Source organism: Halobacillus shinanisalinarum (assembly GCF_022919835.1).
Lineage (GTDB): Bacteria > Bacillota > Bacilli > Bacillales > Halobacillaceae > Halobacillus_A > Halobacillus_A shinanisalinarum.
The window spans coordinates 2153648-2173025 of the sequence record NZ_CP095074.1 but is presented as its reverse complement, the minus strand read 5'-3'; the positions used below and the strand labels follow the sequence as shown (position 1 = coordinate 2173025).

The 19378-nt window shown below is 42.4% G+C and carries 16 protein-coding genes and 1 pseudogene; 14 read left to right on the top strand and 3 right to left on the bottom strand.

What is annotated here, in order from left to right; genetic code table 11:
• Positions 1–9 precede the first annotated feature (9 nt).
• Positions 10–924: a cytochrome aa3 quinol oxidase subunit II gene (gene qoxA / locus MUO14_RS10705; protein ID WP_244755205.1), complete on the bottom strand. Its 915-nt coding sequence runs from the start codon at positions 922–924 to the stop codon at positions 10–12.
• Positions 925–1739: 815 nt separating this feature from the next.
• Positions 1740–2156 (bottom strand): annotated as a pseudogene (locus MUO14_RS10700) (DinB family protein); the annotation flags it as partial.
• A 456-nt stretch (positions 2157–2612) separates the two neighbouring features.
• Here MUO14_RS10700 and MUO14_RS10695 point away from each other — a divergent pair.
• The 14 genes from MUO14_RS10695 to MUO14_RS10630 all read left to right on the top strand — a co-directional run bounded on the left by MUO14_RS10695 (position 2613) and on the right by MUO14_RS10630 (position 17189).
• Entirely contained in the window at positions 2613–3824 is a 1212-nt protein-coding gene (locus MUO14_RS10695) for a M24 family metallopeptidase (RefSeq protein ID WP_244755204.1), read from the top strand.
• A gap of 14 nt (positions 3825–3838) precedes the next feature.
• Positions 3839–4807: a cyclodeaminase gene (locus MUO14_RS10690; RefSeq protein ID WP_244755203.1), complete on the top strand. Its 969-nt coding sequence runs from the start codon at positions 3839–3841 to the stop codon at positions 4805–4807.
• Positions 4800–5999 (top strand): cystathionine gamma-synthase family protein, encoded by a 1200-nt coding sequence (locus MUO14_RS10685; protein WP_244755202.1) that lies wholly within the window; start codon positions 4800–4802, stop codon positions 5997–5999. The genes MUO14_RS10690 and MUO14_RS10685 overlap by 8 nt, the downstream gene beginning before the upstream one ends.
• Before the next feature lie 13 nt (positions 6000–6012).
• Positions 6013–7191, top strand: coding sequence for a M20 metallopeptidase family protein (locus MUO14_RS10680; RefSeq protein WP_244755201.1), 1179 nt, complete (start codon positions 6013–6015; stop codon positions 7189–7191).
• Between the two features lie 15 nt (positions 7192–7206).
• Positions 7207–8256, top strand: a complete 1050-nt coding sequence (locus MUO14_RS10675; RefSeq protein ID WP_244755200.1) for a homoserine dehydrogenase — start codon at positions 7207–7209, stop codon at positions 8254–8256.
• A 14-nt stretch (positions 8257–8270) separates the two neighbouring features.
• On the top strand, positions 8271–9719 hold the full coding sequence (locus MUO14_RS10670) for an aldehyde dehydrogenase family protein (RefSeq protein WP_244755199.1): 1449 nt from the start codon (positions 8271–8273) through the stop codon (positions 9717–9719).
• A 170-nt stretch (positions 9720–9889) separates the two neighbouring features.
• Positions 9890–10570 carry a CAP domain-containing protein gene (locus MUO14_RS10665; protein WP_244755198.1) on the top strand — a complete coding sequence of 227 codons (681 nt, stop codon included), beginning with the start codon at positions 9890–9892 and terminating at the stop codon, positions 10568–10570.
• A gap of 156 nt (positions 10571–10726) precedes the next feature.
• Complete coding sequence (locus MUO14_RS10660; RefSeq protein ID WP_244755197.1) at positions 10727–11437, top strand: SGNH/GDSL hydrolase family protein; 711 nt, start codon at positions 10727–10729, stop codon at positions 11435–11437.
• A 155-nt stretch (positions 11438–11592) separates the two neighbouring features.
• Positions 11593–12411 carry an alpha/beta fold hydrolase gene (locus tag MUO14_RS10655; RefSeq protein WP_244755196.1) on the top strand — a complete coding sequence of 273 codons (819 nt, stop codon included), beginning with the start codon at positions 11593–11595 and terminating at the stop codon, positions 12409–12411.
• Positions 12398–12922, top strand: coding sequence for a GrpB family protein (locus tag MUO14_RS10650; RefSeq protein WP_244755195.1), 525 nt, complete (start codon positions 12398–12400; stop codon positions 12920–12922). Before MUO14_RS10655 ends, MUO14_RS10650 begins: the two co-directional genes overlap by 14 nt.
• 255 nt (positions 12923–13177) lie before the next feature.
• Complete coding sequence (locus MUO14_RS10645) at positions 13178–14164, top strand: Gfo/Idh/MocA family protein (protein ID WP_244755194.1); 987 nt, start codon at positions 13178–13180, stop codon at positions 14162–14164.
• Between the two features lie 299 nt (positions 14165–14463).
• Positions 14464–15408: an ATP-grasp domain-containing protein gene (locus tag MUO14_RS10640; protein ID WP_244755193.1), complete on the top strand. Its 945-nt coding sequence runs from the start codon at positions 14464–14466 to the stop codon at positions 15406–15408.
• Between the two features lie 230 nt (positions 15409–15638).
• Complete coding sequence (locus MUO14_RS10635; protein WP_244755192.1) at positions 15639–16097, top strand: cupredoxin domain-containing protein; 459 nt, start codon at positions 15639–15641, stop codon at positions 16095–16097.
• A gap of 195 nt (positions 16098–16292) precedes the next feature.
• Entirely contained in the window at positions 16293–17189 is an 897-nt protein-coding gene (locus MUO14_RS10630; protein WP_244755191.1) for a DNA-3-methyladenine glycosylase family protein, read from the top strand.
• Between the two features lie 422 nt (positions 17190–17611).
• On the opposite strand, the gene MUO14_RS10625 is transcribed toward MUO14_RS10630, so the two are convergent.
• On the bottom strand, positions 17612–19360 hold the full coding sequence (locus tag MUO14_RS10625; protein ID WP_244755190.1) for a CocE/NonD family hydrolase: 1749 nt from the start codon (positions 19358–19360) through the stop codon (positions 17612–17614).
• Positions 19361–19378 lie beyond the last annotated feature (18 nt).

The following is a 19378-nucleotide window of genomic DNA, read 5'->3' as shown; positions in this document are numbered from 1 at the left end:
TTCCTTTGATCACTCTTCATGGGTGTCCTCTTCCTCGCCATTTTTCAAATGTAGCGTTTTTCCGTAAGCATCACGGTGTCGTTTAATAGCATAGTCCATCCCAGGGAGTGTACCGTGTTTAACCCACTCCAAATGGGTTGATGAAAATGCCATTTTATCTAACAGCCCAGGCTTAAGTAAGGCATTATATTGGTCTTGTGTCAGTTCCGGTGCTTCACTTTGTGTTTCCTCTACCCAGTTAGTGAATTCTTCATCACTTTCGGCATAGACCTCAAAGGTCTGTCTAGCAAAGCCTTCTCCATTAAAGTTGGAATTACGGCCATCATAGACCCCAGGTTCATCGGCTTGCAGATAGAGGGTGTTTTGCATACCGGCCATATTGTACTTTTGGCCGCCGAGCGCTGGAATCCAAAGTGAGGCCATCGAATCGGCTGAAGATAAACGGAATTCAACCGCACGGTCAGTCGGAATATGCAAATAATTCACGGTTTCGATTCCTTGTTCCGGGTAACTGAAGAACCACTTCCAATCGGCAGATGTTGCATAAATGACAAGGGGTTCTTCATCATTCGTCGATTCTGGTGGCTTTTCCAATTCATATAAGGTTTGCACTGTCGGTACGGATAGAGCAGTGACAATAATAATTGGAATAACCGTCCAGACAATTTCTATAGGGGTGTTGCCGTGAATATTAGGGTTATAGTCCTTATTACCTCGTCCAGGCCGGTCCCGGAATCTTACGACCATGTACGTGAATAAAGCAAAGACAACCAAAACAATTACCAGCATGAACACGATAGAATAGATAATTAGTTCTTTCTGACTTTCGGCGACAGGGCCTTTCGGATCAAGTACGGTAATTTGACCACAGCCACTTAACAATAAAACTAGGCTGAGTGGCAACAACGTCAGCCATTTCTTCATGTGTCGTTTCCTGCGTTCCACTTGGGCGATACACTCCTTCTCACATCTTATTTTAAAAGGATTTATGTTTGGCTCATAAATAACTACGGGTAGTATAGCAAATAAACTTGAAGCCTAGATAGTCTTAAATGAATTGTCATATAAAGATCACTTTTTTTATGAAATCTTGACACAAATTATTCAAACTTTAGTAACACTTTGGGCATAGGATGGCAGTTTATACTGATTTAAATGGTTACTTGAAGGATTGACTGTAAAGCACTATGTTATTCAGTTCGTCCGCTCCGCTCCGCTTTTACTTTTAGATCCGTTTCACTGTTTTATTTATAAGTGCTTTGAAGACATAGACTCCGACTATTATTTATAGAGGATGTTCAAAAAGTCACCAAATGATCAACGGCGAATTTCTTTGTTGCTCGGTTCAGTCCTCACGTAGGAAAGGCATATGCTGTGGTCCTAAAACTTTCGCGCCTCCGAGCTTCTTGCTACGCATAGGACGTGACGATCTTTGTCGACGTTCTCATTCGCAACTGAACACACACTTATAAAAAAGAAAAACACTTCCCCTATAATAGAAGAGTGTCTATTAATGAAGTCAGCACTTTGTACAATGTGCTTTTTAAGGTTATATCATTTTCTAATCCATTCATAAGTTTTAATTCTTAATGAAACGGTTTCTAAGTTAGATTTCCCCTCATCCTATTGATCCACTTCCTATTTAATAGTCTTATTTTATACCATTGCCCTCTATAAATTCAAAACCTACATATATGGGTGGTTCGGTTCATTACTCAATTTACTAACTTATATTCAATCTACATACACTTTTTAAGGTCAAGCAGTGTCTGGATATGCATTCCCTCGTGAAAAATGGTCCTTACTAATACTTGTTCGATAGTATGCATCCCCATTTCAGTTGGTGGGAACTCCAACTCTAACTTATCGCTATAGGTGTTCTGTATTTCCCGCGGTTGCTCACTAAGTAGCTTCTTCAACTTTTCAAATGAAGGGGTATTGTCGTCAAAATCAGCTGGGTTAGTCCCAAATCCAAACCAAGAGTTAAATTCTTCTGGGACGTTGGTGCTTTCTCTTGTGATAGCTTGAATCCACATATATTGGTCTAAATAAACATGACCTAGGTTCCACTGGATATTATTGTTGAATCCTGCTGGGATGATCTCTGCTTCTTCAACAGTTGTGTTTTCTACAACTTCTAACAGATAGCTGCGATAATCTTTAAGTTGATTAAATAATACTTCATGCGTTTCTTCATTCTTTTTATTTCCTCCTTTCTGATATCAAAGAATCAATCTGAATACCACCTAAGTGCACTGAAATGGTCATAATCTTGTAAAACTCAATCGAAGGCTACTGAAGCATTTTCTTTTTTAAAATTACTTCCAGTCCACAAACCGCAAAGCACGTGAGCAGCTGGAAAAGGTTAAGTCCTCTGTCGATTAACTCATACCATTCTACAACTTCCCTCTTCTCATAATCTCCCTTTTACCAAATCGTATATTCTTTACAAAAATTATGCAATCAAACCCTCGTAGTAGCGGATTCCTAAATTGTACAAAAATTATCTTTATAACTTCATACATTTTTTACATTACATTAAAAGAGTCTAGTGAATACAATGAATGTAATAGTAATTAAACTATTCAGATAACGGTAGGGAGGGAAAAAACATGGTGCTTCCATTTGATATTTTAGAGTATCAAAGTCGTTTGAAGAAGACAAAGGAACGTATGGCCGATAAAGGAATTGAAGTGTTATTAATTACGGATCCTGCAAATATGAATTATTTATCTGGCTATGATGCGTGGTCATTTTACGTGCATCAGATGCTTGTGATTATGATCGATGAACCGCAGCCGATATGGATTGGGCGCTTCCAGGATGCAAATGGTGCCAGGGTGAAGACGTGGATCTATGATGAGAACATTATTTCCTACCCTGATTACTATGTGCACTCAAGTGTCTATCACCCAATGGACTTTATTTCCGAAATTTTGACACAAATTGGTCAAGGCACTCGTAATGTTGGTGTCGAGATGGACCATTATTATTTCACAGCAATGGCCCTTGATCGCCTAAAGCGAGGGATGCCTAACGCGAATTTCCATGACGCATCATTACTAGTGAATGGGGTTCGGATTGTTAAATCAGACCAGGAAATTGAATATATGAAGCGGGCAGCTACAATTGCAGACTTGGCGATGACTAAAGGAGTCGAAAGTATTCGGGCCGGTGGGCGAGAGTGCGATACTGCTGCAGAGATCTACTACCACATGGTTCGCGGTACCTCGGAATTCGGTGGTGATTATCCAGCCATTGTTCCACTACTTCCTACAGGGGAAAATACATCGATCCCCCATCTCACGTGGACAGATAGGCCATTCGTTGAAGGCAGTGCAGTGATTGTAGAACTGGCAGGCTGTTATAAACGATATCATGTTCCACTTGCACGAACCGTTTCAATTGGTCAACCGAGTGAAAGGCTCAACAACTTGTCATCTGTAGTCACGGAAGGCATTCAAAATGTGCTTCAAGCCGCAAAGCCGGGTATGACCTGCAGTGATTTAGAAGAAGTATGGGGTAAAAGTATTCAAAAGTACGGATTTGAAAAGGAATCTCGTCTTGGTTATTCAGTCGGGCTGAATTACCCACCGGATTGGGGAGAGCACACCGCGAGCATTCGCAAGGGTGACAACACAGTCCTGCAGCCAAACATGACCTTTCATCTCATACCAGCACTCTGGTTCGATTCCGATGGTATTGAGATAAGCGAAACATTCCGCGTGACAGAGACAGGGAGTGAACGATTTACCACATACCCGCAAGAATTGATTGTCAGAAACGACCCATTCAACATTAGTTCAAACGGTCAAATCAGCTAGGAGGTGAGGGAATCATGCGTCTCTATACAAAAGATGAAATTCAACACGCAGTCCGATTAAACACAACTGTCATCGATGGTATTGAAAGCGCATTCACGTCGCTTAAAACAAAAAAAGTTGCGATGCCGCCGATTATGCGAATTGATATCCCTGCTAACAATGGCGAAGTTGATATTAAATCTGCTTATATCGAAGGTTACGACAGTTTTGCCGTTAAACTTTCGTCCGGATTTTTCAACAACCCAAAACTGGGTCTTCCCAGTGCAAACGGCATGATGATTCTCATTAGCACAACGACCGGGGAACCCCAAGCGATCCTTGCAGACAATGGATTGCTCACAGATATTCGCACAGCTGCCGCAGGAGCCGTAGCTACTAAGCATCTCAGTCGGGAAGACAGCCGGACAGTCGGCATCATTGGTACAGGATCACAAGCTAAATATCAATTAGAAGCCCTTACACATGTTCGACCGATAGACCAAGTCCAGGTATACGGACGAAGTCGTGAAAAGGCAGAACAATACAAATCATTTATTGAAAAGTCGTTGAACATGCGAGTGGATATTAAGAATACGCCAAGCGAAGCCGTCAACAACAGCGATATTATTATTACAACCACCCCGGCAACAGAGCCGGTCCTTAAGGCTGAGTGGCTCAACGAAGGTCAGCATATTACTGCCATGGGCTCAGATGCAGAGCATAAGCAAGAGCTTGATACTAATGTGCTCGAAAAGGCGGACTTAGTCGTCTGTGATGTAAAAGAACAGTCACTCATACTGGGCGAACTTAGATCGTGTTCAAACAGCAAGTTAATTAATCAAGTACATGAATTAGGAGAAATTACGAGCGGCCTAAAGCCTGGGAGAACCGGGTATAACCAAATCACCGTTTGCGATCTGACGGGAACAGGGGTGCAAGACACGCAAATCGCTCGTTACGCCTATCAGCAATTAAACTTTAAGGAGGATGATTATAATGAGTGAAGCTAAATTTAGTACAAAATCAATATGGGCTGGGGAGAAAGACTCGCTTGCCTTTGGCGCCACACAAGTTCCAGTCGTTCATAGTGTATCGTTTGGTTATGACGATATGGATGAATGGTATGAAGTGGCAATTGGTAACAAACCTGGTCACATATATGGACGTAATACAAACCCAACTGTTCAAGCTTTTGAAGAGAAGATCCGCATCTTGGAAGGAGCAGAAGCAGCAACAAGTTTCTCAACAGGCATGGCTGCAATCAGTAACACCCTTGGCACCTTGTTATTTCCAGGCGACCGTATCGTATCGATAAAAGACACGTATGGCGGAACAAATAAAATTTTTACAGAATTTCTTCCTAAACAAAAAGTAGATGTCGTGCTTTGCGATACAGGTGACCATGACGCGATTGAACAAGAAATTGAAAGAGGCTGTAAAGTACTTTATTTGGAGAGTCCGACAAACCCAACCGTGAAAATAACAGATATTAAGCGGATGGCACAAGCTGGTAAAGCAGCGGGAGCTATTGTAGTCGTTGATAATACGTTTGCTACCCCTGTCAACCAGAATCCACTTGAACTTGGTGCCGATTTAGTGATTCATAGTGCCACGAAGTTTCTTGGTGGTCATGCTGATGCACTTGGCGGGTCTGTTTGTGGAAGCAAAGAACTTGTTGAAGCGGTCTATCACTATCGTGAAATTAATGGCGCCACCCTTGATCCTATGGCAGCTTACTTGCTTCTTCGAGGCATGAAAACATTGAAGCTGCGCATCGATCAGCAAAATAAAAACGCTCAGGAAATTGCGGAGTTTCTCCAAGGAATAGAGCTCGTTGATGACGTATTTTACCCTGGACTTGTAAGTCACCCCAACCACGACATTGCTAAAGAACAGATGAAGGGCTTTGGCGGCATGCTCAGCTTTTCTGTTAAAGGCGGTGTGGAAACCGTTCGTCAATTACTGCCGAAACTGCAGTATGCCAATCGAGCGGCCAATCTTGGGTCAGTGGAAACAGTAGTTGGGCCATCCAGAACGACGAGTCATGTGGAATGTACACCTGAAGAACGAGCGGCAATGGGAATTCCGGAAGGGTTAATTCGTTATTCAGCTGGAATCGAAGATATTGATGATTTGATACAGGATTTGGAGCAAGCTTTTAAAGCACTGCCAGTCGATATTATGATCAAGAACTAAGGGAGGGGTCCATGTGACAACCAAAACCACGGACTTAGTTGAACGATCTGTAACAATACTCCCGGAAATCACCAAATGGAGACGGCACTTCCACCAATTTCCCGAACTTAGTTTTCAGGAAAAGGCAACGAGTGAGACCATTGTGCAGATCCTTCGTTCGTTTGACGTTTATACTATTGAGACTGAAGTGGGAGGGTATGGTGTTGTGGCTACCCTCACGACAGGGGAAGGTCCTGTGATTGGGCTGCGGGCGGACATGGATGCTCTGCCGATTTATGAACAGACAGAACTCTCGTTCGGATCAAAACATCCGGGTGTGATGCACGCCTGCGGACATGACGCCCACATCGCTATTTTGTTAGGCGGAGCAAAGCTGCTGGCTGAAGATGCAAAAAATGGCCTCTTTAAAGGAACAGTGAAGTTAATCTTTCAGCCAGCTGAAGAAAATTGTGATGTGCTTGGGGAGACGGGGGCAATAAAGATGCTTGGTTCAGGTACTCTCGACGACGTCGAGGCAGTGCTTGCCCTTCATATGTGTCCATGGCTTAAGACTGGCGAACTTCAGGTGCATGATGGGCCGAGTATGGCTAACAATGATGATTTTCACTTAATTGTAAAAGGCAATGGCGGACATGGAGGTTATCCACACCATACGAACGATCCGGTCTGGATGTCTACGTATTTACTACAGGCGCTGTATAGCTTAAATGGACGCAGGGTAAACCCGCTTGAGGTTGGCACGATAAGTGTTGGGCAAATCCATGCTGGGGAAGCGAATAATGTGATTCCAAGTTTAGTTGAGATTCAAGGCACTGTTCGATCTTACAAGAATGAAGTTCGGGAACTCCTGGTAAAAGAGATTGAGGGAGCCGCCCGAGTCGTTACAGCATTAGGCGGCGACTTTGAGTTAACGGTCCACCACGGTGAACCAGCTCTCGTGAACGACCCAGCAATCAATAACGTGATTCGCAAAGTGGCTGACGGAATGAAGGTTATTAATGAACCATTTGGGATGGGCAGTGAAGACTTCAGTCATATGACAGCACGTATCTCCGGAGCAATGTTTTTCCTCGGGTGCGGGCTTGAGGAAGAACGGAGCTTGCACCATCCTCGTTTTGATATTGATGAAGAGGCACTGTCAGATGGGGTAGCGATTATTGTAAAAAGTGTCTATCAGCTTCTAGAAGCGTAAAGGAGGGGAAGTGTAATGGTAAATATAGCTTTTGTTGGATTCGGTGGCGTCGGGCAGGCCCTTGCTGAAATTTTACTACAGCGAAAAGAAAGCTTGGATGATTCGTACGGACTTAATGCCAAAGTTGTAGCTGTTGCCGATATGGTGAAAGGTTCAGTATATGATCCAGACGGGTTAGATGTGGAGAAATTGCTTGAAGCGGTCCGTGAAGATGGATCGGTTGAGAACTTTGCAGGTGGACCACGGGTAAAAAGAGGATGGAGCAGTTTGGATACGATCGCCCATTCCAACGCAGATGTGATTGTTGAGGTAACCTTTACAGATGTAAATACGGGGGAGCCGGCTATTACCCATTGCCGAACTGCTTTTGAAAATAAAAAGAGTGTAATAACAACGAATAAAGGGCCTGTCGCTTTAGCCTATCGTGAATTAGCTAAATTAGCTAGAAGGCAAGAGGTGTTCTTTGGATTTGAAGGAACGGTAATGAGCGGAACCCCTGCCTTAAGGATGCCTGTTGAAACACTTGCCGGTAATCAAATTACCGAGATAAAAGGGATTCTCAATGGAACAACGAATTATATTTTGACAGAAATGGAAAAAGGCTATTCCTATCAAGATTCGCTAGAGAAAGCACAGAAGCTGGGCTATGCTGAAGCGGACCCTACAAGTGATGTTGAGGGGTACGATGCTCGTTATAAAGCAGTAATTTTAGCCAATTATTTAATGGATGAATCTCTTTCTCACGCGGAAGTTGAGTGTGAAGGGATAAGTAACGTGACGTCTGCACAGGTGCAGGAAGCCCTTCATGATGGAAAGAAATTGCGCTTGCTTGCTCGTGTTAAAAATGAACAAGGGAAAATTAAGGCGAGTGTGAAGCCGGAACGTATTGATGCGGATGACCCGCTTGCGGGAGTAGCAGGAGCCACAAACGCGATCGTCTATGAATGTGACCTTGCCGGCCCAATTATGCTGACTGGAGCAGGTGCAGGCTTGAAAGAAACAGGCTTTTCACTGCTGATTGACTTAATTCATTATCAGAAGGAGAAGCAGCTGGCCAAAATATAAAGGAGGGGATGCCAATGCATACAAAAATAAAGGCGATGAAGATGTTGATTGGCGGAAAATGGGTTAGTGCCAAAGACACGTTCGAAGTGCGCAACCCTCAAGATAATGAACTGATCGCTCGCGTTCCTCTCGCATCAAAACAAGATATGACACTCGCAATTGAAGAGGCTGAACGAACGTACAGGAACACCCAGGTTTGGCCGACGCATGAGCGGATCACGATTTTAAACCGGGTCGCAAATTATATGAAGGAACATGCTGAGGAATTTGCTCGCCTAATCGCTTCTGAAGGAAGTAAAACCATTAATGAAGCGCGAGGTGAAGTAAAGCGGGCCACACAAACAATTCAAATCAGTGCGGAGGAAGCACGGAGAATGAATGGGGAAACCATCAATTTTGACCAAAATGAAGGAAGTGAAAATCGCGTTGGGTACCAATATCGTTTCCCTGTTGGGGTGATTGGAGCAGTTACACCGTTTAATGACCCGTTGAATCTCGTGGCACACAAAATCGGACCTGCAATTGCCTCGGGTAACGCCATTGTAGTCAAACCGGCCTCCGTTACACCGCTAAGTGCACTGAAATTAGCAGAGGCTTTTGTAGAATCCGGGCTTCCGGAAGGGTTTTTATCTGTCGTTACAGGGTCCGGACGTCAGCTTGGAGATACACTCGTCACACATCCATCTGTAAAAATGATTTCTTTTACCGGCGGACCAAATGCAGGAGAGAAAATCACTCAAAGAGCTGGTGCAAAAAAAATCAGCATGGAGCTTGGTTCCAATTCCCCGGTTATTGTCTTGAAGGATGCTGATCTTCACGATGCCGTCCAGTCTACAGTATCTGGGGCATTTTCAGCGGTTGGCCAAAATTGTATTGGAGTACAGCGGATTTATGTGGAAAGAGAGATCTATTCTACATTTCTGGACACGTTCGTTAATCGAACCGCTGAACTAATAGTTGGAGATAAAATGGATGAACTGACAGATGTCGGCCCAATGATCGAGCAACGTGAAGCTGAGCGTGTGGAAGCATGGGTGAACGAAGCAGTTGCTGACGGGGCTGAAATTGAGGTAGGCGGTAAACGGGAAGGAGTTTATTACTATCCAACTGTATTAACAAATGTCCCCGCGACAGCTAAAATCGCGAAAGAAGAAATTTTCGGTCCTGTTGTGTTGATTCAACCTGTTGAGGATTTGAATCAAGCGATCGAGCAGGCAAACAATGTGGACTACGGTTTGCAAGCGGGTATTTTCACAAGCAACATTCATCATGCTTTTTACACAATAAAACATATGAATGTTGGCGGCGTTATGATTAATGACAGCAGTGATTACCGAATTGACGCTATGCCATTCGGCGGGACCAAAGGCTCTGGAGTTGGTCGTGAAGGGGTTCGTTATGCAATAGAGTCGATGACCGAATCTAAAGTGGTCTGCTTCCGGCTGCAAGAGAATATGCTTTAGTATTTGTAAACCCTGGTGACTCTATGCATCAGGGTTTCTTCTATTAGATAAGTTCATTTAAAGTATCACTAGCGTTAATTAAGAGCACTGGGCTCCTCCACATTTTTCAAGGATAAATTTTTCATCGTTGCAAATAGTAATGATGATTAATCCCTTGAGGAGGATATAAGATGAAGCAGGATTTATTATTAGTATTTTCCGCACTAATTATGACCATCGTTCTGACAGCATGTGGGGGAAATAATAAAGAAGCTGTTGAGCGAGAATCGTATAACTACAATCGTGTAGACTTCGGCCCTGAACAACGAGAGGAAATAGGGATGGGATCAGGACAGGATCGGTTTGAAGCCAACATTCCTTCAGAAGGGGGAAATTCTCACGTTCCTATGGAAGATCCCGAAGCACGAGATCAAGACCTTTTTGAAGCAGACGGGGACCATTTAGGAACAAACCGTCAACGGGTCGATGAAGTGACAGGAGCGTTTCAAGAACAGGTTGTCCAATTGACGAACCAAGCTCGCAAAAAGGAAGGGCTTGAGCCACTTAAAACTAACGGTGAGCTAGCCAGAGTCGCTCAAACCAAATCTAAGGACATGTCTAAGAAGAATTACTTCTCGCATATTTCGCCCACTTACGGCAGTCCCCTTCAAATGCTGAAGCAATTCGGAATTGAATTCGACACGGCTGCTGAAAATATCGCCGAAGGTCAGCAAACTCCAGATCAAGTTGTAAAAGGCTGGTTGGACAGTCCTCGCCATCGTAAAAATATTATGAATGAGAATGTAACTGAAATAGGTGTGGGATACACAGAAGATGGACAATATTGGACCCAACTATTTATTGGTAAATAAGCAATAGGCGCCAGCAGGTTGGCGTCTTGTTTTTTTCGGATATAAAAGAAAATATAGGATGACGTTTACATGATTGAATTTCCCGATTTTCTGGAATACTGATCAGTAAGCGGGTCAATAACAAGGTCTCACCCGTGAAGAAAGGGTGACAGGTTTTTGAGAAAAGTAACTACCCTTTTATGCGTTGGCTTACTTTTTATTGGAAGTTTGTTTATCCCACAGTCAATTCATGCTCGTGAATCGGAACAGCTTGTAGCGATAGGAGATTCAATCCCTTATGGCTATAACTTAACAAAAGATAACACTCTTCCTTCAGGAGGAGCATTTCCTTACATTATAGGCAATGAAGCTGATTTAGAGGTGACTAACCTAGGTGTACCGGGGCAGACATCTTCTGAACTGCTTACGGCCGTTCGTTCCAACGACAAGTTTCGCAGTACGATTAAAGATGCAAATTACGTTGTTGTTAATATCGGTGGCAATGATCTACTGAACCTCCTGAAAGAAAACCAAGGTCTTAAAGGCATCAAAATGGAAGAAGTAGCTCTTGTTGTCCGTGATCTAATCTTTAATGTATATTCGACTATCATCGAACTCGAACGGTTAACTCAGGGGGAAATACTTGTATATAACATATACAATCCTTATCCTGAAGCTGGTGACAAGTTAGACACTCCGTTGAGTTACATTAACACGCAATATAGCTCGTTAATTGAACTTTTAAGCCACTTTACTAATGTAAAGCTGGTCAACGCTTATAAGTCATTTAGGGATCACCCTGAGTATATTATTAAAGGTGATGTTCACCCGACCAGAGAAGGACAAATCGTATTAGCAAAATTAGGGTTAAAGCATATAAGGGATTAAAAGTCTACACTGAAGGTGTAGGCTTTTAATGTGGGAGGGTTTTTTAACGAAGGGGTCGAAGTTAAGTAAAGTACAGATCCTTTTTAAAAAAGTGGGGAATTGACACGGACGGGTGGAAGGCAAGGCTAGTTGAAACATCCCGTGGAATATTTGAAGTGTTTGTGAAAGGAAGCGGGCAGCCTCTGTGCGTTACACATCTATACTCAGAATTTAATGATTCAGGTGATTATTTTGCCGAAACATTTACCGACTTGCATCGTGTTTACTTGGTGAATTTACGAGAAACAGGCCGCTCGGAAAAAGCAGCAGAACCCCATCAATTAAGTATGTTTGAATCTGTTTTAGACTTAGAAGCAATTCGAGACATGCTTGGTTATAAAAAATGGGGGTTTGCCGGACATTCTACCGGGGGGATGCTTGGCGTTCTATATAGTATTTACTTTTCCGAACACTTGTATTTTCAATTAATTGTAGGCGCGGCTGCAAGAGAATATATGACTTTCTCGGACCAATGCATTTATAATGAGAATCATCCAGACTTCGCTTTCATGCAAAGTCTTATCGAAAAATTAAAGCGGAAAGATTTATCTGAGACGAGACGCAAAGAATTGACCATTGAACGAACGAAGTTATCACTATATAAGCCTGAAGCATATGAACAACTATTTAATGATCGTGTCCACAAGACAATGTCCGCCGTCCGCATGAATTATTTTGTAAGGGAACTCCCTATTTTTGACGTCACTCACAAATTGCAATTGATTGATACATCGGTTTTAATTATGTGTGGAAAACATGATGTCCAGTGCCCACTAGAATATTCTCTAGAAATGAATGAGCACATATCAGGTTGTAAACTTGTCGTGTTTGAAGATAGTAATCACTACCCATTTTTAGAGGAACCGACCAAATTTAAACAAGCTGTCCAACAATTTGTCAGTGAAATAAGGGAGCCAGATGATGCGAAAAGTTGAAGTCATTTCTTATCAGAAGCAGTGGTCTCTCGAGTTTAAACAAGAAGCAAACGTCCTAAACCAAATCTTTAATCAGGAAATTGTCCACATCGACCATATTGGAAGCACAGCTGTTGAAGGGCTAAAAGCCAAGCCCGTCATTGATATCATGGCAGTTTGTAAGGATATTCATAGTATTGATACTTACAATGAGGCCATGGCGGAAATTGGTTATGTAGCAAAAGGAGAAAATGGGCTTCCTGGTCGAAGGTTCTTTGAAAAGGGCGGTTATCAGCGGACACACCATGTCCATGTTTATCAAAAAGGAGACTCTGAAGTAGCCCGGCATTTAGCTTTTCGTGATTATTTGAGAACTCATCCTAAAGAAGTTACGCGATATGGCGGTGTTAAAGAAGATTTAGCCCGGCGTTTTCCGTATGATATAAAATCTTACATAGTGAAGAAAAATGGGATCGTGAAAGAGATCGAACATAAAGCACTTATGTGGTACGACACGGCAATTCGTGACTAGAGGAGGGTAATGATGACTAAAAGTAAATCCGTCCCCTTTGTCTTACTAACCTTACAGCCTTATCACTAACCGTTGCCGCTAATTATCAGTTGCTAGATCAGACAATCAGCGAGTGTTTGAATAATAGGGGGACGCCTGTAATTGAACGGGGTTTATTGGCAGTTAATTGGACAGTAGCATGCGAGATAGAACAAAAAAGCTAACCCTTATATACTGTAAACTATAATGAGAAACGAAAAAGGAGCGAATGAATGTATGATTCGATTCGGGGTAATTGGAACTAATTTCATAACAAAATTAATGATCGAAGCAGGACAAGAAGTAGCAGACTTTGAGTTGAAGGCCGTCTATTCCAGAACTAAAGCAAAGGCACAACAGTTTGCTGAGGAATATGGGGCAGACCTAACCTTTACATCGGTTGAAGAAATGGCACAGTGTGAAGAAGTGGATGCCATTTATATCGCCAGTCCTAATTCCTTTCATGCTGGACAGGCTATTACAGCGATGAAATACGGCAAGCATGTGTTATGTGAAAAACCGATGGCATCCAACCAGCGTGAAGCTGCAAGGATGGTGGAGACAGCGAAAGAGAATAACGTTCTGCTAATGGAAGCTATTAAGTCTACATTGATGCCAGGCTTTGCAAGCATCCAAGAACATTTGCATAAAATCGGCAAGGTGCGTCGCTATGTGGGGAACTTCTGTAAGTATTCTTCCCGTTATGACACATATCGAGAGGGTACAGTACTCAATGCATTTAATCCTGCTTTCTCCAATGGATCGTTAATGGATCTAGGAGTGTACGGGGTATATCCAATGGTTGTACTTTTCGGTAATCCAAAGTCACTAAAAGCAAATGGTGTTGCACTTGCATCAGGCGTCGATGGACAAGGCAGCATTCTTGCTGAATACGAAGGAATGGAGGCTGTGGTTACTCATTCGAAGATTAATCACTCCTATGCCTTTTCTGAAATACAAGGAGAAGAGGGGGTTATCATCATCCCTAACATTTCAGAGCCAAAAGATATTGAGATCCGATTTAATGATGGCGCCGTTAATGTTCTCGATCGTCAGGATGAGTTTCCTCCAATGTATTATGAACTGCAAGAATTTATCAGCCTTGCTAAAGAAGGCAAGACTCAGTCCGCTGTTAATTCTTATAAGAACACGTTGATTACCTCCCAAATTCTGCAAGAAGCGCGCAGGCAGATGGGGATCAGTTATCCTGCCGATCAGAACTAGAGGGTCGTAAACGAACATTCTTGGGTTGTGGTTGGTTCTCCAACAAATTAGTTTCCCGCTTTCACTTCATCCTGATACCGATTCTAATCAAGAGTTATATTCTTTGCGATTGAAGAGGGAAATTTAAGGTGCGTTGCGTTTTCATTTTGTTTGAATAGGATAAGTTGCATGAGCATAACAGGGTAAAAGGGTCGGTTTAATGTGTTATATTCAATATAGATATTCTAATATAAAATGATTTCTTACTCTCAACACCAAATAGAATGGCTCGAAGCTCAATCAGAAAGGAGTCTGATCTCATGAGTAAAATTTATGTGTTACACGAGAATGACGAATGGACAGATCATTTAACAAAACGTCTCAAGGAACTAAAATTGCCATTTGAAGTATGGCACTTGGACCAAGGAAACCTCGACTTATCAAGTGAGCCTCCAGAAGGCGTTTTTTATAATCGGATAAGTGCTTCTTCACACACAAGAGATCACCGCTTTGCGCCAGAATTCACCGAGGCTGTGCTTGCTTGGCTTGAGCGATACGGACGTACAGTTGTAAACGGAAGTCGCGCGCTTCGACTAGAAGTAAGTAAAGTGAATCAGTATATGGCTCTTAATGAGACCGGAATTACGACACCGAAGACGATCGCATCTGTCGGTAAGGATCAGATTATTGATGCAGCCAAAGAGCTGGACTTGGTTCCTTTCATTACTAAACACAATCGTGCAGGAAAAGGGCAAGGTGTTCAGTTGTTCCATTCCATCGAAGCACTGAAAGAGTATGTATATGGAGAATTCTTCGACGATCCTGTTGACGGGGTTACACTTGTCCAGCAGTACATTGAAGCACCAGAACCGTATATTGTGCGTCATGAATTTGTCGGCGGAAAATTTTTATATGCTGTAAAAGTAGATACATCTGAAGGCTTCGAATTATGCCCGGCTGATGCATGCACAATCGATGACATGTATTGCCCAACAGGTGGAGAAGAAACAGGTGGAGCTAAATTTGAGATATTAGATAACTACCACCCTCAAATCCTTGAACAATATGAGAATTTTTTACAGGAAAACAATATTCAAGTTGCCGGCATCGAAGCAATTCAGAATCAAGACGGACAACTTTATACGTATGATGTGAATACGAACACGAATTACAACTCGGAAGCGGAAGCTAAGGCGAACGTTTATGGCATGCTGGAGCTTGCTAAATATTTGGGTGAACAGCTTCATTCTCTACAAAAGGTCTGACTTGCTTATCACTGAGGACCCCGCCACATTGGAATACTGTGAGTTCAGTGGAACTTTCTCCGACATTTTAAGGTCACCTGTAAAAATAGTCGCATTCGCGGCTATTTTTTGATTATGCTGGGCAATCATTGCTTTTTTGAGAAAAAGGGGTCTAACTTTTATGTAAATTAGACAAGTTCCTATGGTTTGGTTGCATAAGCATAAGTAAACAAGCCATGGGAGGGGTCACATTGAAAGTGTTATTTCTTACAAAAAGGAAAATTGGTCTATTTCTCAGCATTTTGGTGTTAGGTATTGCTGCTTATTTCGTAGGAAGCTCATTATGGTGGAATAAGTCTGTACCTACAGTATCAGAGCCCGTAAATGCTGACACACGGGTGATTAACCTGGTTACAGGAGAGTTCAAATCAGAGACAGCTGATGGCAAAGAACTGGAAGCCTACCGCTGGGACCCTGGGACAATTTATGTTGAGAAGGGGGAGCAGTTTAGGCTCAGTATCTATGGAGTGAATGGCAAGGAACATCCATTTACAATTGAAGGAACAGACGTGAAAGGTATAGTTAAGAAGGGGAAAGAGACGATAGTTGATCTAAAATTTGATGAAGAAGGTGTTTATCGGCTCATTTGTAATACGCATTCCAGCATTGAGTCGAATGGTCCAATGATCGCTTATATCGTTGTTGACTAATGTAGGTTTTTAGTCTCGCTACCTTAATAATAGAGTGGGAAACTTATTTTGTGATCGTGTTAATGAAAGATAAGGAAAGGATAGACCTCGCCAGTCAACTTAGTAAGTTAATAGGGAGGTCTTTTTTTATGCATTTTTTGGGAAAAGGTGAGTAGCCGAGGGCATGTAGCACGCAATAAGGTTAGGAGGCCAATGATGAATCGTGAGGATTATATAATCGTACCTACGCCGTTAGATTTTAACTTGGATCAATGTTTAGTGTACCTAAACCGATCTAATCAAGAAGTGCTTCATAAAGTGAATGGGAAGAAGCTCACTAAGCTCCTCAAAATAAATGAATCCCCTCTTTTAATTGAAATAACAAGCGGAGAAAATGCTTTAACCGTTGAGTTTCCTTTTGGCACACCAAGTCAAGAGAAGGGTGTGGCCGTATATTCTTACATATGGGATTGGTTTGATCTAGGAAGAAATTTGGAAGGCTTTTATAAAATGGCAAACGAAGATCTTATTCTACAAAACATTGTGCCCAAGCATTCAGGGTTACGCATTGTAGGAATTCCAGATTTGTTTGAAGCTCTGACCTGGGCTGTCATCGGACAGCAAATCAACCTAACGTTTGCCTACACTTTAAAGAAGAGGTTTGTAGAGCATTTTGGTGAAAAACTTGAGCATCAGGACGAGGAGTTTTGGCTTTATCCTCGCAGTGAAACTATCGCAGCCCTGACAGTTAATGATCTAAAAGGGTTGCAGTTTACAACTAGAAAAGCAGAATATGTAATTGGGATCGCCAAAGCAATAGTTTCCCGGGAAATAACGAAGCAAGGGCTTTTGCAACTGGATTATTCTGATATGAAAAATAGGTTAATGAAGTTAAGAGGCGTAGGGGAATGGACGGCAGACTACGTCATGATGCGATGTCTCCATCAAACCTCGGCCTTTCCAGCTGCGGATATTGGTATCCACCACGCGTTAAGAAAACAATTCGGATTGGATCGAAAACCTTCGACGAACTATGTTGAAAAGCTATCATGGAACTGGGGGGAGTGGCGAGCATATGCCGCCTTTTATTTGTGGAGGTCTCAATATGGATGAAGAAATCAAGGGGGGATGAAATTTGAATACTTAAACGTTGTGGGTCATCTGGCAAGATCATAAAACCCGGTCTTATTATCATGTTGGTTTACTAACGGTTTTTATGTAGGCTCTTTTCGTGAATTTTGTTGCTCTTCCCCCTCGAAGTGGGAAGAGTAGTGTATTTCCAAAGCGTTATGTTATGAGACAGTTTATAGTTTTGAGAGCCGATTTTTTAGGGTGTTTTCACTAAGAACATGGGAGAAGGGTAAACTACTAATAAAAGGTACATGGATTTATTGTGGCAGACTTTTTAAGAAAAGTGTAAATATCCATGTTACTAGAATTACAAAAAAGGGTGTTTCGAACTATGAACGAAAGTCCCGATTTATCTCTAGAAAGGGTAAATCGGGACTTCCGTTAGCCATACTTTCGCGCCACAGCTATTCATCCTTAGTGATAACGGGAAGAATGATATGTGAAGGCCATTCCTTATTGTGGTACACCATTTGATTCGCAAGCTTGGATTCAGTACTGTTCATCATGGTTTGACCAGTATTCAAGTTTGCGTCAAAGCGCGGAAAGTTACTGGATGAAACTTCAATTCTTATCTGATGACCAGTAAGAAATACGTTGCTCGTCGCCCATAGATCAATCTCATATTCGACGACTTCACCGTTTAATTGTGCTTCTGGTTTGTAGCCGTTTCGATACTTTGCACGTACAATCCCATCAGCTAAATTGTAAGCCGTACCATCAGGCAGCACGTCGATCAATTTTGCAGTAAAATCAGTATCTTCTGCATCTGTTGACGCCCATAATTTAACTTTAACAGGTCCTGTCACTTCAAGTGGCTTCTCCAACGGTTCAGATGTATAGACTAGCACATCATCTCTTTCCTCGATGTTTCTTTGGTCACGTGGTCCTGTTGTGTTAACGCCATCGTACAATGTGCCTCCGCCGTTTGTTGGGACAGGTTTTTTGGGATTGTATACATAATTGTCTGCTGGTTCACGGTCAGGTTTTGCTGTAGACAATGTCCCATCACTGTCGCTTGAGTTTGCATCGCCTTGACTGTGCAAATAATAGGGTACATAGTTTGTACGCGCTAGCGGCCATTCTTGTTCATCACGCCACTGATTTACCCCCATTACAAAAATTTTAACCGGTGCTTCATCCATGATCTGTGTATCCTTGCCTTTCAGCCAATAATCAGACCAGCGGAGGTGAAGTTGGGTGAGGTCTTCTTTATAGTCGATCCAATCTTCAGAGGCATGTGAACCAAATTTGCGGTCTCCGATTAAAGAACCGAAATCGCCGTGGGCCCAAGGGCCGATGATTAACTTCTGGTCTTCCTTTATTTTTCGCTCGTCCGCTTTCTCTTTCATTTCCACGTAATTTTCCAACGTGGACCCTAGTAGACTATCGTACCATCCGCCCAGATGATATGCCGGAACATTTATTTGACTGTACTTGTTTGCGATGCTTGATTTCTGCCAATCTTCATCTTGCAATCCCCGTTCTAATTGCTCAAAGAAATACTCTGCGACACCGAGCTCTTTGAGAGGCGGCCAATCCTTAATTGGTGCATGGACATACCATTCTTCTATATGATCGATACTTTCAGCTAATTTTTTCATGGCCATATCATATGAATCCGGATCCTTGTATTTTCTTTTGATAAGGTCTGGCACAATGGATTCGAGTACCCAAGTTTCTGATAATCCCAATCCATATGCACCATTATAATAAAAGTTTCCGTTTCTTTGATCACTTAATGTCTGAGCCGGAAAAATTGCATGTAGACTCGGTGGACGTTCAGTGGCTGCCAACAGTTGTGTAAAGCCATAGTAGGAAAGGCCGAACATACCTACTTTTCCTGAAGAATATGGCAATTCTGCAGCCCATTCAACCGTCTCATAACCGTCTTCGGCTTCGTAGATAAATGGTTCAAATTCTCCTTCAGATTGAAAACGTCCTCTCACATCTTGAATAATGACAACATAACCGCTCTCGACAAGCCGGTTTGTATCAAGATAACGGTGGGAATAATAAGGTGAATCTTTACTGTAGGGGAGTCGGGTCAGTAAAACCGGATACTCTCCTTTTTCATGCGGACGATAGATATCTGCATAAAGAATAGTTCCGTCTCGCATCGTACAGGCAACATTCTTTTCTAACAAAATTTGCATTTAGAACGCCTCCTTAAT